Annotated in this window: 18 protein-coding genes and 1 tRNA gene; 2 read left to right on the forward strand and 17 right to left on the reverse strand. The window is 40.3% G+C overall.

The genetic code is table 11. The annotated features are described in order from the left end of the window. Positions 1–91: 91 nt before the first annotated feature. The 12 genes from ACYVTD_RS05875 to ACYVTD_RS05930 form a co-directional block, all read right to left on the reverse strand. Positions 92–769, reverse strand: a complete 678-nt coding sequence (locus tag ACYVTD_RS05875) for a cyanophycin synthetase family protein (protein ID WP_461246855.1) — start codon at positions 767–769, stop codon at positions 92–94. Beyond that, entirely contained in the window at positions 766–1593 is an 828-nt protein-coding gene (locus ACYVTD_RS05880; RefSeq protein WP_461246856.1) for a cyanophycinase, read from the reverse strand. The genes ACYVTD_RS05875 and ACYVTD_RS05880 overlap by 4 nt, the downstream gene beginning before the upstream one ends. A 3-nt stretch (positions 1594–1596) precedes the next feature. Continuing rightward, entirely contained in the window at positions 1597–2694 is a 1098-nt protein-coding gene (gene iadA, locus ACYVTD_RS05885; RefSeq protein ID WP_461246857.1) for a beta-aspartyl-peptidase, read from the reverse strand. 98 nt (positions 2695–2792) lie between these two features. After that, a tRNA-Thr gene (locus tag ACYVTD_RS05890) sits at positions 2793–2867 on the reverse strand. A 20-nt stretch (positions 2868–2887) separates the two neighbouring features. Next, complete coding sequence (locus tag ACYVTD_RS05895) at positions 2888–3160, reverse strand: hypothetical protein (RefSeq protein ID WP_461246858.1); 273 nt, start codon at positions 3158–3160, stop codon at positions 2888–2890. A gap of 1 nt (position 3161) precedes the next feature. Beyond that, positions 3162–5228, reverse strand: a complete 2067-nt coding sequence (locus tag ACYVTD_RS05900; protein ID WP_461246859.1) for a polyribonucleotide nucleotidyltransferase — start codon at positions 5226–5228, stop codon at positions 3162–3164. 69 nt (positions 5229–5297) lie between these two features. Beyond that, positions 5298–5564, reverse strand: coding sequence for a 30S ribosomal protein S15 (gene rpsO / locus ACYVTD_RS05905; RefSeq protein ID WP_461246860.1), 267 nt, complete (start codon positions 5562–5564; stop codon positions 5298–5300). Positions 5565–5733: 169 nt separating this feature from the next. Further along, entirely contained in the window at positions 5734–6363 is a 630-nt protein-coding gene (locus tag ACYVTD_RS05910) for a hypothetical protein (protein WP_461246861.1), read from the reverse strand. A gap of 124 nt (positions 6364–6487) precedes the next feature. Further along, positions 6488–6988 carry an epoxyqueuosine reductase QueH gene (locus ACYVTD_RS05915; RefSeq protein WP_461246862.1) on the reverse strand — a complete coding sequence of 167 codons (501 nt, stop codon included), beginning with the start codon at positions 6986–6988 and terminating at the stop codon, positions 6488–6490. Continuing rightward, complete coding sequence (locus ACYVTD_RS05920; protein ID WP_461246863.1) at positions 6985–7218, reverse strand: GIY-YIG nuclease family protein; 234 nt, start codon at positions 7216–7218, stop codon at positions 6985–6987. Before ACYVTD_RS05920 ends, ACYVTD_RS05915 begins: the two co-directional genes overlap by 4 nt. A gap of 11 nt (positions 7219–7229) precedes the next feature. Next, a complete protein-coding gene (locus tag ACYVTD_RS05925) occupies positions 7230–8099 on the reverse strand; it encodes a diacylglycerol/lipid kinase family protein (RefSeq protein WP_461246864.1) in 870 nt (289 codons plus the stop codon). 48 nt (positions 8100–8147) lie between these two features. Then, positions 8148–9176 (reverse strand): SpoIVB peptidase S55 domain-containing protein, encoded by a 1029-nt coding sequence (locus ACYVTD_RS05930; RefSeq protein WP_461246865.1) that lies wholly within the window; start codon positions 9174–9176, stop codon positions 8148–8150. 100 nt (positions 9177–9276) lie between these two features. On the opposite strand from ACYVTD_RS05930, the gene ACYVTD_RS05935 reads away from it, so the two are divergent. Together ACYVTD_RS05935 and ACYVTD_RS05940 are read left to right on the forward strand one after the other, a co-directional pair. Continuing rightward, entirely contained in the window at positions 9277–10278 is a 1002-nt protein-coding gene (locus tag ACYVTD_RS05935; protein WP_461246866.1) for a hypothetical protein, read from the forward strand. A gap of 29 nt (positions 10279–10307) precedes the next feature. Then, positions 10308–10688: a DUF4363 family protein gene (locus ACYVTD_RS05940; RefSeq protein WP_461246867.1), complete on the forward strand. Its 381-nt coding sequence runs from the start codon at positions 10308–10310 to the stop codon at positions 10686–10688. Between the two features lie 18 nt (positions 10689–10706). Here ACYVTD_RS05940 and ACYVTD_RS05945 read toward each other — a convergent pair whose 3' ends face one another. The 5 genes from ACYVTD_RS05945 to ACYVTD_RS05965 all read right to left on the reverse strand — a co-directional run. Beyond that, entirely contained in the window at positions 10707–11186 is a 480-nt protein-coding gene (locus ACYVTD_RS05945) for a Gx transporter family protein (RefSeq protein WP_461246868.1), read from the reverse strand. Next, complete coding sequence (locus ACYVTD_RS05950) at positions 11176–11565, reverse strand: NusG domain II-containing protein (protein WP_461246869.1); 390 nt, start codon at positions 11563–11565, stop codon at positions 11176–11178. Before ACYVTD_RS05950 ends, ACYVTD_RS05945 begins: the two co-directional genes overlap by 11 nt. Continuing rightward, on the reverse strand, positions 11513–11905 hold the full coding sequence (gene dut, locus ACYVTD_RS05955; RefSeq protein ID WP_461246870.1) for a dUTP diphosphatase: 393 nt from the start codon (positions 11903–11905) through the stop codon (positions 11513–11515). The genes ACYVTD_RS05950 and dut overlap by 53 nt, the downstream gene beginning before the upstream one ends. 14 nt (positions 11906–11919) lie before the next feature. Beyond that, positions 11920–12882, reverse strand: coding sequence for an ATP-binding protein (locus ACYVTD_RS05960; protein ID WP_461246871.1), 963 nt, complete (start codon positions 12880–12882; stop codon positions 11920–11922). A 2-nt stretch (positions 12883–12884) separates the two neighbouring features. Next, positions 12885–13623: DnaD domain-containing protein (locus ACYVTD_RS05965; protein WP_461246872.1), on the reverse strand; the 739-nt coding region annotated here is incomplete at its 5' end.

Consider the following 13623-nt stretch of genomic DNA (forward strand, 5'->3'; position numbering starts at 1 on the left):
GCTTAACGACGACTGGCATGCCGATTTTTGTGGCGGCATTAACTGCGGCGGGTTCGGTGTATACAACTTTTCCATATGGGACTTTAATATTTCATTTGTCTAGTATTTGTTTGGTGGGTTGTTTGTTGCAAGAGATGTCTGCGCAGATGCAGGAGGTTTGGTCTGTTAGGGTTGATTGGATGAGCTTGCTATGTTTGCCGTGCCCTAAGCGCACGAGGCTATCATCGCCTATTCGGGTTATTGGAATATTTCTCTTTTTTGCCTCGCTTACGATCGCTGATGTGCTTGGGCCTAGCTCTGTATCTATGACAATTTTTCTCAAGTATTCTAAAAAGGAATTTACATCTAAATCTTTGCCACGCAGGAAATGGTTAAATATATAAATTGCTGAACGCACACATTCCAGCGCGCACGCTTCATTTTCGTACTCGAAGATGATGTAATACTCTGATGGCTTTTTGTGATACCTAGTTTTGCCGAATTTAACATCATATCCTAATGTGTTTTGTATATCTAAAATAACGTGTTCTAGGACATGTGCGAGATATGTGCCTTCTTCGATGCGCTCTAAAAAACCGCCTTTGTAGCCTAAACCGCAAGTGTGGTTTTTAAGGATTGGGAACCAATGAAGGAGTTTGTCGTTAAATCCCTTAATATCTTTTGTGGGGATGTTTTCGAATTTGCCGATATCGACGACGAGCTTAATTGTTGGCTTGTGGCTATATATATTTCGACCTTTATAGATTGATGTGTCGATTGTTTGAATCATTTGTCTTTTGCCTCCGACTTCAATCTCATCACTTTTCTGTTTTTCATATCAAAACCATATTCGCTTGGCAGGGCGTGGACTGTCACGCCGTTTATCGCAAGAACTTCGTTTGGTTTTTGTTCAGAGACGTTAGTTGTTTTTATGCTTGTGCCATCGATTATTGTTACTACATTGGACCCAAGGACTTCAAAGTGCATGTCGGGAAAGATTTTTATTGCTGTGTCTTCATCTATGCCGATGCCAAGAACGTCGGGGTTTTCGGCTACGCCGCAAAGCAGCCTGCCAAACCTTCCGCGTTGGTCGAAATGTTGGTCTATTATTGAGTTATTTAAAAGGTCTAGTCCGGGTGCCATTTTTAGTGTACACTTTTTAGCTGGCTCATAATCGTTGCCGTTGACTATCATAGTTGAGCTCATGACAGACGCGCCAGCGCTAGTTCCCATAATTAGTCCGCCGTTTTCAAAATATATATCTTTGATAATTTTATACGCTTCTGTGCCGCCGAGGATGCTGGTTATTCGAAGCTGGTCGCCGCCTGTGAAGAAAATGCCTTTTGACGTTTTTAATTGATCACATAATGCTGGCTCATTTGCATCGTCGCGCGTGTTAATGTTTAGTATCTGCACGTTCCCGACGCCTAACTTTTTAAATATTTGTTTGTATTCGTCGCCGACTTCCCCTGGCAACTCTGTTGCTGTCGTTACAATGGTTAAAAGATCGTTTTTGCCTAGGATGGTGCTTGCCTGTTTTAGTATGACGCAGTCGCCTGTTTTATCCTCTGCGCCACCGATGATGATTAAATATCCTGAATTTTTATTATTCATTTTCTACTCCGTTTTGAAAACTAGTTTGCCTAGCGAATATAAGCTTTTGATGTTATAGCTTTCATCTAGCAATAAGATATCTGCGTCGCTGCCCTCTTTTAATGTGCCTTTTTTCGGGTATAGTTTTAATCTTTTGGCAACATTTTTTGTTACTAACGGGAAAACGATTTCAGGTTTAATGCCATTTTCTATGCAGCATATAATGTCTTCAAAGAGCGTGATACTCTTGCCGATTTTATTGTTTGGAAAGCTTCCATTTGCATCAGAGGAGATTGTTACATGAGCTAAATCTATTTTATTGCTAATTAGTTCTTTGAGAGCATCGGGGACGGACAAGCCGATTTCTTCGCCTGCGGTGAGGTCTATATTTCCGCCTGACTTTACATATTTTATAGCTTGCTTAAATAGTTGTTCGTTTCTATTTGTGTGCGTTGGCAAAAACATTTCGATTGGTAACTCGGTTTCGTCTAGGACGCGGGTTAGAAGGTTTAATCCTGTTTTGCTATCGCCGATGTGCATGTGCACAAGCCCTGCCTTGCCTGTTATAAGCGAACCTAGGTGAGCTTCCGTTGAAATTTTTATTAGTTCTTTGATGCTGGGATATGACGAGCGGTGGTCGGCGATCGCTACCTCACCTGCGCCGATGACTTTGTCGATTAACACCATATCGTGCGTTAGGTTTTTTGTTATGGTGGTGAGAGGGATGGAGTAACTTCCGGAATAGATATATGTTGTGATGCCTTGTTCTTCCAAACCTTTCGATTTAGCAAGCATGCTGATCATGTTTTTTGTTACATCATCTGCACCTAATAGACCGACGACGGTTGTTACTCCGCTTGAAACGATATCCTGAAATTTTATCTCATCTATTCTGCTTGCGAACCCCTTTTCTCCGCCTCCGCCGATTATGTGCACATGGCTATCTATAATTCCGGGGAAAGCCAAAAGTCCGTCGCAATCGATGATGTTAACTAGGTTGCCGAAGTCTTCTTTTACGTTATCTTCAAATATCTTGAAAATTTTATTTTGTGCGATTAGAATGTTTTTTTTGCCGATATACTCGGGAGCGTAGCATTTAAGGTTTTTGAGCAATGTAATCATAACGAAATTATAACCTAAATGCGAGGTTTCTATACCAGCGCGCAAGAAAAAAGCACCGCCCTTTGGATGCTTTTTGTTATGTATTAAATTTTGTGTTTTGGAGCTGCCCAGCAGGATTGAACTGCCGACCTCTTCCTTACCAAGGAAGTGCTCTACCACTGAGCTAGGGCAGCGGAAACAACCAATAAGGTTGTTATTTTTTAGAAATTGTTTTGAATAATATATCTACAATACAAACTATTGATATGCCGATTGCAAATGCGCCGCATAACATGGATACCATAACTCGTCGAGTTCCACCGCCACCGGGTTCCCAAGGAGTTAGCCATGCTTTTATAAAAAATATAGCACTAATGATTATAACAACAATCATTGAAATGAGGACGTATAGGCTTATTTTTTTTGGAGCACTCGGGGCGATTTTTGTTAATTCTGAGTCGTATGGTATTTTATTATTGTCTTGCATTTTATGCGTCTTTCATCGAAAGGTTTACCTTGCCGTTTTCAAATCCCATGACTTTGACTTTAACTTCGTCGCCTTCTTTTAGAACGTCCTCAACTTTTTCGATGCGTTTATCAGCGATTTTTGAGATGTGAACCAAGCCGTCTTTTCCTGGAAGGAATTCAACAAATGCGCCGAAGTTCATAATTTTAACGACTTTGCCGTTATAAACTTTGCCGACCTCTGGCTCCTCGATGATTGATTCGATGATGGCTTTTGCTTCGTTGCCTTTTTCTGAATCAATAGCGAGGATAACAACCTTGCCGTCGTCTGTTATGTCGATTTTAACGCCTGTGTCGGCAACGATTTTTTGGATTACCTTGCCGCCAGAGCCGATTACGTCGCGGATTTTGTCTGGATTAATATTGAATGAGATTAGGCGTGGAGCATATTTTGAAAGCTCTGCACGTGGCTCTGCGATAGCGTTTTTCATAACACCGTCTAGGATGCCATATCTTGAATCGCGTGTTTTTGTGAATGCTTCCTCGATTATTTCGTAGCTAAGGCCATCGACTTTGATATCAACTTGAATGGCTGTGATGCCTTTTTTTGTTCCGGCAACTTTGAAATCCATGTCGCCAAAGAAATCTTCGATTCCTTGGATATCTAGCATGGTTTTGTATTTATCGCCTTTTGTAACTAACCCGATCGAGATACCAGCAACAGGTGCTTTTAGTGGGACGCCGGCATCCATAAGAGCTAGCGATGATGCACAGATCGAACCTTGAGATGTTGAACCGTTTGATGTTAGAATTTCTGACACTGTGCGGATTGCGTATGGGAATTCTTCTTCGCTTGGCAACACAGGAACAAGCGCGCGTTCTGCTAATGCGCCGTGACCGATTTCACGTCTGCCTGGGCCGCGCGAAGGGCGTGTTTCGCCGACAGAATATGATGGGAAGTTATAGTGGTGCATATATCTTTTTGTTTCTTCGTTGTCTAGCCCGTCTAGCTTTTGCATATCTGCTATTGCGCCGAGCGTTGCAACGGTTAGGACTTGTGTATATCCTCTGGCAAACATACCAGATCCGTGTGTTCTTGGAAGAACTCCGACTTCGGCTGAAAGCTCGCGGAGATCCATAAGACCGCGTCCGTCAACTCGTTTTCCTTCTTCGTATATCCAGTCGCGCACGATGTGCTTCTGCAATTTATAGAGAACTTCGGCAACCTCATGCCCTCTTTCAGGAAATTCCTCCGCTAAAGCTTCTTTAACTTCTTTTTCAACTGCTCTGGTTTTCTCGTCTCTAACTTCTTTTGCAGCGTTATCCAACGCTTGTTTTAGAGGTTCGTATGCGATTTTTTTAACAGCTTCATAAACATCTTCGCCTGGTATGCAGCTTTTGTATGAAATTTTTGCTTTGCCTTCTGCAGCAACAATTGTGTTGATAAAATCACATATTTTTTTAATTTCTTTGTGCCCGACTTTGATAGCTTCCAACATTTTTTCTTCAGGAACTTCTTTGGCGCCGGCTTCGATCATAACGATTTTTTCTTTTGACGCGCAGAGAGTAAGCTCGAGTTCGCTTACGGCTTTTTCGGCTTCATTAGGGTTAAGAACGATTTTGCCATCAACTAATCCAACGTGGAGACCTGCTATTGGTCCGTTAAATGGGATGTCGCTCATAGAAACTGCAACGGCAGAACCGATCATAGCTGCCACTTCTGGTGAATTGTCTTGTTCCACAGAAAGGACAAGAGCGACGATTGAGACATCGTTTCTTAAATCTTTTGGAAATAGGGGGCGGAAAGGTCTATCTATAACGCGTGATGTTAGGATTGCTTTTTCTGATGCTCTGCCTTCGCGTTTTGTAAATCCGCCAGGGATTTTGCCGACAGAGTATAATCTTTCTTCATAATCTACAGAAAGTGGGAAGAAGTCGATTCCATCGCGTGGTTCTGGAGACATTGTTGCGGTTACTTGCACTACGGTATCGCCATAGCGCACGATGCACGCGCCGTTTGCTAAAAATGCTGTCTTGCCTGTTTCGATTGTTAATTCTCTTCCTGCAAAATCTGTTTTGTAAATTGACATTTAATATTCCTATTCTTATATTATTTATGGCAGTCCAAAAAGACGCTGCCACCTCGTCTCTTGTTTTTGTTATTTACGTAAGTTGAGTTTTTCGATAATCGCTCTATAACGCTCAATATCGATTTTCATTAGATATTTAAGAAGACGACGGCGTTTACCAACCATGAGCAAAAGTCCTCTTCTTGAATGGTCGTCTTTTTTGTGGATTTTTAGGTGTTCCGTTAGCTCGTTGATGCGTTCTGTTAGAATCGAGATTTGAACTTCAGGTGAACCCGTGTCTGTCTTGTGTTTTTGTGTGTTTTTTATTGCTTTTTCTTTGTTTTCTTTGCTAATCATTATTAGCCTCCTTAAAATTATTATTCATTTATATCCTAGCAGAGCGTTGGAGCGACGCATGAGCCAAGAAATAAATAAGCGAGCTTTAGTATATCATATTTTCGTGAATTTGTCAATGTTTTTAGGCAATCAAAAAAGCCCGAAAGGGCTTTTTGTTTATCAAATTTTCTTATATTTCGTCGAGAGGAGTGAAAATTTCGTCTTCAAGGTTTGTAATTTCGCTTGCAAGAGGCGTGATGTCTTGGCAGCCGTTGATAATTTCAATGTCATATTCAGGGATTTCGACTTTTATAGTTGTTGGTTTTTTTACAACATGCACATGAATTTCAGGAACTGCGATTGGCACATGAACACATTTTTTTACGATTTCCGTTTGTACATTTGGAACGCGAACAGGAACGGCCACTTCTTTTAATACTGTTTCAACATTGATGTTTGGCACTGTGTGCGAGACTGACTGCGGCTTAACGATTGTTTCTGTGTTAATTTCAGGAACTTGCACAGAAATTGTTTTTTGGAAACATGATGTTTCGGTGTGAAAATCTGGGACTTCAACGGCGACATCAACTAATTTTTTTGTTAAATCCGTTTCGATTTCAGGCACGTTGACCGATGTTGTTTCGCAATGTTTTATAACTTGTGTTTGGATATCAGGAACAGTCACAGGGACATTTACTGTTGATGATGAGTTGGTTAAAATGACATCAGGGACTTCAACTGGTACTGTGATTTCGCATGGTGTGTTATCATGATTGCATTTTTTCTTGCACTTGCATTTGTCTTCATCTGGTTTATACATAAAACTCTCCTTTAAATATTTTGGCTACTTTCGCCTTTTACTTATATGATATGAAAAGGAGCGAAATTATGACAAAAAATCCGCATTTTCAAAAAACGCGGATTGGTATTTTATTTAATATGGTTTATCTTGGCGAACAGCCGCAGTAGTTTTGGCGGTATAGATTATTTTCGCGGGAAAGCTCTAGACTGCGTAGGTAGCCATTGTTTTTCTTGAAATTGCTTTCTAGATATTTTGTGTTATATTTTTTTGCTAGCGCCTCGCCGATTTCGTTTATCATTTCATGGTTTTTATGTGGGCTGACTGTTAATGTCGTCGCAAAGACATCATAATTATTTTTACTCGCATATTTTGCGGTATCTTCCAATCTGTGCTTAATGCATAACCTGCAACGCTCGCCGCCCTCTTTCGTATTGGGAAGTTCGATTGGCTCTTTTGAACCTTCGACGACTGGAATTTTTGCATAATTTTTAACTTCGCCTAGTCTTCTTTCGTATTCGCCTAAAGGCGCGATGTTCGGATTGCAGAAATATGAAGTTATATCATAACTATTCTCGCTTTGATTTAGCTGTTCGAATACGCTTGAAAAGCAAGGACAGCAGCAGGTGTGCAATAACATTTTCATGATGCCATCGCCTCGACTAACTTTTCTTTTTCTTGTTTGCTTAGTTTTTTGATTTCACATTCGCGCTTCATTGCGTCGTTTCTATCCGCAAACAGTTCGAAATAAACAAGACTTACAGGAAGCCTTGTTCTGGTATATTTCGATGCGTGGCCGAGGTTGTGTTGTGCCACACGGTTTTCTATATCGTTTGTCCAGCCGGTGTATAGCGAATTATCGCTGCAGCGGAGCATGTATGTGAAATTCATTTGCCAAGAATTTTATTAACCATTTCTTTATCGTTAACCATGGTTATGGCGTTTGGAATAAGCTCTATTTCGAATTCTTTGCCGCGGATTATATCCCCATCAACATTTGCGATTAGCTCGTGATCTGACACTAATTTAATATGGTCTGTTTTGATTTTGTGTATGAGAGGGCTATGGATATGCGCGCCCTTTTTCATCTTTAAAACCAGTTTAGGCATTTTTGCCTTGCTCATTTTATTTGCGAAATATACATCGAATTGGTTGTCGTCAAGCTCTGCGTCTGGAGCGACATGGTACCCTCCGCCATAAAATTGACCGTTACAGATTGTTACGATCGTATACATGCCAGACATTGTGGTGTTTCGCAAAGTTAGTTCCATTTTCTTATGTTTGAATTTGAAAAATGTATATAAAATGCTGGCGTTATAGATTTGTGATGGAGGAACTTTGCCTTTCATTAGTTCTGCATTCGCTGCAACTTCAGCGTCTAAGCCGAAGCTGATAATATTGATAAAATAGTTTTTGTTAATCATGCCGATATCGCATTTTATTTGAACGTCGTCTGTGAAAGCTAGTGTTTTATAGAAATCGTTTCCGCTGCCTGTAGGTATAACACCTAGGCGGTTCTTCGTGCCGACTATGCCAGATGCAACTTCGTTTAGCGTTCCATCTCCGCCGACGGAGAAGATAACGCATTCTTCGTCTTTATATAGTTTTGCGAATTCAGTTGCTTCTTTTGGTTTGGTGGTTATATGGATTACATGCGGGAATTCGATTTCGTTGCAATACTCATCGATTCTCTTCATGATGCCTTTATAATCTCTCGCTTTGCCCGCTGTAGGGTTGACGATAAATACGTGTTTCATGTTACAATCACCTCTTGTGGGCTAGTATATCATAAAGCGAAAAAAATGTCAAAATAGCTCGCTGATTTTTGATGCGTATCCGCGCGTCGGGTCCGAGACTAGGACGTGCGTTATGCTGCCGACTAGTTTATTGTTTTGTATGATTGGAGAGCCGGACATTCCCTGAATTATGCCGCCCGTGCGGTCTAATAGGCGTTTGTCTGTAACCCTGACTGTTAGCCCTTTATCTTTTTCGCCCATTTTTGCGATTTTTGTTATTTCGATTTTGAATTTCTCTTTTATGCCGAATGGTTCACATATCATATATGCTTCGCCGACTGAAATTTCTTCATCGGTCGCAACTTTGATTTGATTTGTGTTATCTGGTTTTTTTAATTTTCCTGTTATGCCGGTTTCGCTATTTTTGAATATGCTACCTAGGGATATTGGGCTTGCGAATGTTCCGCGAATTTCTCCCGGTTCGCCTTGCATTCCTTTACGGATACCCGTCACAACGCCCTCATAAATCTCCCCGCTTTCGAATGGGACTATGTGCTTTGTATCATCATCTAAAATCGTATGACCAACGCCGACGTATTTGCCGGTCTTTGGCTCGTAGTATGTTATCGTCCCGAGCCCCATCGCTGTGTCTTTAACCCATGCGCCGATTTTATAGTCGCCCGAGCCGGTGTCGTAAACCCCTGCAAATCTTGTTTGTCTTACGACGTCATCTCTTTTATACTCTAAATCGGTTGCCTCGCCTTTAAGCTTTTGAACTGCATCGACTAATTCGTCAACCGTTTCTAGTTTATTGCCCGATATGCCTACTATAAGGTCGCCAACTCGCAGCCCGGATTTTTTTGCTGGGCTTGTTAAAAACTTGCCGTCTTCTGCGACGATGTCGTCCAGCCCGACAATTAAAAGCCCGCCCATATTGATTTTTATGCCGATGAACTCGCCTGATGCGATAACGGTTCTGTCTGGATCTGCCTTAGAGCTTGCGCCGATTATTTTTCTATTGGGTAGGATGAAAACAACGCTCGTGCTTACAAATAGGCATAGGATAGTTATAAAAATTTTTATATTCTTTTTTATCATACTACATATTCTAGCCAAAGAAACTGCAAAATATGTTTAATTTTGGTTTGACTTTTTTGCCAAAATATGGTATAATTTAATTACACGGGGGGAGCATGTCTTGATTAAGAACGCATTTGATTTTTCGGATGAATATAAAAAAGAGTTGCGCGCAAAGGCGTTATTTTATTTGTCTGATGGAGAAAATTTTCGTACGACATCACAAAAGTATGCAAATGATATTGAATCGCAAAAGCTAAAAAAAGAATTGTTATTATACCTCCCGACATTCGAGCCAGATTTAGGCAAGCGAGTTAGAGATAAGTTTGATTTGCAAAATAGGGTGACCATTGATGAGGATAAAATTCTTAAAATTGCTCACGAATGCTTAGCGGGCACGGCTTTGAAAACTTTGGCTAAAAAATATGATATGCACTCGTCAATTTTGCAAAGGAATATATTTACATACTTAATAAAAAATGATTTCGCGCTTGCGAAAGAGCTTAGAGCGGAGTTAGATAGCCGTGTTAAATCGACTGTTATACCTAGCAGAAAAGAAATTATTGGTGCGGTTAAAGAATATTTGGAGATGGGGTATCAAGATAGGAAATTCCGTGGAAGAGTCGCGGATTCTATCGTTTCTTCATACATATATTGTCGTCTTGCTTTTATCGATTATGATTTATATGAAAAAGCTATGGCAAAAAGACTTAGAACCAGCAAGCCGACGGAGCAGGAAAAGATCGAGCTTGAGGGGCTAGCGAAAGAGTTCTTAGAATTTGATGGTTCTGGTATTAAATTTGCAGAGCAAAAAGGGCTTGATCCTGAGAAGACTCGTATAAGATTTGAAAACAGGTTGACACTAGTTAATAGAACTTTAGCTGAGCAGGTTAAGAACAAGTATCATGGGCTATATGCATTTGCGAAGAAGCTAACTGATGAAGAACTCTTAGCGGCTGCGCGAGAATATTTACAAGACGGAAAAAGTTTCGCGACTGTTGCGAATGAATATAGGACGGATAAAAAGGCGATTGGCGACGATTTTTTGAAAAGATTGCCGGCTTTGGATTTGGAATTGTCTGCCAAGGTTGCTTATAAAAAGGCTTTACAAAGAACGCGATAGAAATTTGATTTTTGGGTAATAATATACTCATGAAAACGTTTATTATTAGCATTGTGATGTTGCTTATTTTAGTTAGCGGAATTTTTTTCGCTCAGCATGTTATGGTAAAAAAAGTGGACAACCAGGTTGCTACACTTTATGATTTATTTGAGGACGTGCAAAAAGAGGAGTGGGTTAGAGCGCGTCAAAAAGTTGAAGGTTTTTCTAGAGCGCTTAAAGAAGAAGAATTATTTTTTGGAGCGATGGTTGAGCATATTGATTATGATACGTTGCTATCCCAAAGTGCCATGATGCGCGAGTTTGTATTTCATAATGCTAAGTCGGATTCCTCTTCGCAGACTGCAGTTGTTATCACGTTGCTTGAGCATATTAAGGACAAGACGAGGATAACTTGGGAGAATATATTATAAAAGAGCATATGCTCTTTTTTAGTCTTTGTGTTTCAGCATTAGAACTGTAGCGTATGCAACAGCAAGGCTGGACAGACAACCGAGTAAGACCAGATATGGCAGATAATAAATTGGCGCGAAAGAAGATAGCATGAAGCAGGCGACCAAAATTTGCCCGATGTTGTTCGCTATGCTACCGAGCAGGCTGACTCCGTATATAGAAAATGGTTTTATTTTTTTTGCAACCAGCATAATTAAAACCGCTAAAACTGCACCTGATAGACTATAAAAAAGTGTCGTTGTTCCGCCGAATATTATACTGCCGAGGCTTGCGCGCAGGATTGAAACTAGTATAGCATCGGGGGCAGAGAATGTGTATATTGCGTATAGCGTGACGATATTTGCTATGCCCAATTTGCCGCCAGGGATATTGATAGGAAGGATGAAAAGATTATCGACTATTTGCAGAACGACGCCGATGCCTAGAAGAATGGCGAGTTTTATATGTTTAGTATGCAATCGTGTCCACCTCGCTTGTTCCAACGATTTTCGCTACAACTTTGTTTGGAAGGCAGATGATAGATTGTCCGGCTTTGTTAATTTTTCCTTGATTTTTGCACAGCTTATCAGGGCAGTTTGCCTCGCGTACATATACTGAATTATCATATATAACAAAATCAACACCAGAGACAGAATATGCTCGAGGGTTTTCCAAACTTGTTTTGTATATGAGTTTGCTGTCGCTATAAATTTCAACTTGACTGTTTTTATTTGAAATAGAAAATAAAGGAAGGATAATAAAAAAAAGGGATATCAACAATACCCCGAGCATGAGAAAAATGTCGCTAGTGCGAACCTGTAGAGCCGAATCCGCCTGCGCCTCGCTGAGTTTCTTCAAGGCTTTCCTCCAATTCGATTTTTTCTTGTGAGTATGGCATAACGACTAATTGCGCTATTCTCTCGCCTTTTGAGATGTATATTGGTAGATTAGAAATGTTAGTGCATGCTACGAAAATTTCGCCTCTATAGTCGCTATCGATAACGCCGACGCAATTTGGCAACGAGAGACCTTTATTGTAGCCTAATGATGAGCGGATAAATACTAGTCCGACTTTGCCTTCGTCTATCGCGACAGATATTCCTGTTGGGATTAATTTGCGTTGGCGCGGGTAGAGTGAAAAACTTTCGGTTGTTGATAAATCCATTCCAGCCGACCCTGATGTTGCGTAATTTGGCAAAACGGCATCTTTGTTTAGTAGTTTGACTTTAATCTTAGATCATCTCCCAAATAGTTTATCCATTTAAAGGCACCAATTATACGTGAATATATTCTATCTGAATATGTTGCTTTGATTTCGGCTGGCCCGAGATTGGTTGTTAGCACTATCGATTTTTTAGTTTTTATACGGCTTTCAAGCAAATCAAAAAGGAATGTATCAACCACTCCGGAAGAAGTTCGAAATTCTGTTCCAAGGTCATCTATCACCAAAAGGTCCGCCTCGTGCATGAGGTTTATACGGTCTTTTGTTTCTTGCGATGTGTCTTGACCGAATTTATATTCCTCCAACATCATAAAAAGCCTAGGGGCAGACATATAGAAAACGGTCTTATTATTTTTTATGAAATTGTTAGCGATGCATTCGGCTGTGAATGTCTTGCCAATGCCGGTTGGACCGTTTATGACTAAATTTCCGCTTTCAAAGTTTTTAGCTGTTTCTAGAGCCAGTTCGGCATATTTTTGATATGATTTGCCTCTAAAAACACGGGTGTTATCGTATAAATCAACCTTAAAATCGTTAAATGATGGAAGGTCATCTTCGTCTAGACCTAATAAATCGGACGAAATTTTTAGAGCAATTTCATCTCGGCAAGAACAATAGCCATCGTCTAATCTGCCAGTGTCGTTACATTTTTTGCAAGAGAAGAAGTTTGTCTTTTCTTTAATTTTTGTTTCTTTTATATATTTTTTTCTTTCGATATCTAGATCATTGATTTTTGAAAGAGCATTTTTAGCGACGCCGGAGGTTTGTGTGCTTTGTTCTAGTATATCTAAAGCCTGTTTGCCGACGTTTTTTATGTTGGTATCGATTTCTTTTAAAACTGAATGCTCGGCATAAAGCTCGGCTAAATATTCTTCGCGCTTTTTTGCAGCGTTTAAGCGACGCTTTGAAAGAGCGTCGTCGACTTGTTTGTAAATATCATTTGAAAATTGCATATTTATTGCCCCATCGCGTCGAATAGCCTGTTATAGACCTCGTCTGTGCCTGCATAATCGCGTTCCTTAAAATTATGGAAAGATGATTGTTTAGATTTCTTGTTTTTATTATATTTCGGTTTCTTTTGCATAGATTTGATGAATTCTTCAGCTTTTAGAGCGGTATTGATTCCACGGTCTTGCCAATCTAATGCGACTTTTTCTATGTAGCTCATGGTTTTTTTATTGTCGCCCTCGCGAGAGAAGTTTATTAGAAGGAGGAGGACTTCCGGCGGAAGAATTTTATTATTTAAAAGCCACTCGAGAGTTTCTATGTCGCGCGCTGAAAGGGTATCGTCGAATGCGCGGTTCGCTTCATTTAGAACCCAGGAAACTAATTCATCGCTTGGTGCTTGGGGATGCGCGTCGACTTGTTTTTGTATATCAGCTGATTCTTTTGCAGATTTTTCTGGTATCATTGTAAGCTTTATGTCTTCTCCATCGATAGAAGCTAAACCTTGCGAAACCCAGAAAAGCCAAGCGGAATTTATATCGCTAGGAACCAACCTGAGTGCTTCGGCTTGTGCGGAGATATTTGGAATTTGTTTTCCCTCGCTTGCGAAACGGAGTGCATATAAATAGACTAGCGAATATATTGGGCTCGCTTCGGTTAGATATTCGTCTATAAATCCGTAGTACATGTGCATAAGATGTTCCATTGTAGTAGATATATCTCCTTTTGTCGTGTAATGAAAATTATAT

The sequence above is a fragment of the Treponema sp. R6D11 genome (genome assembly GCF_054786075.1).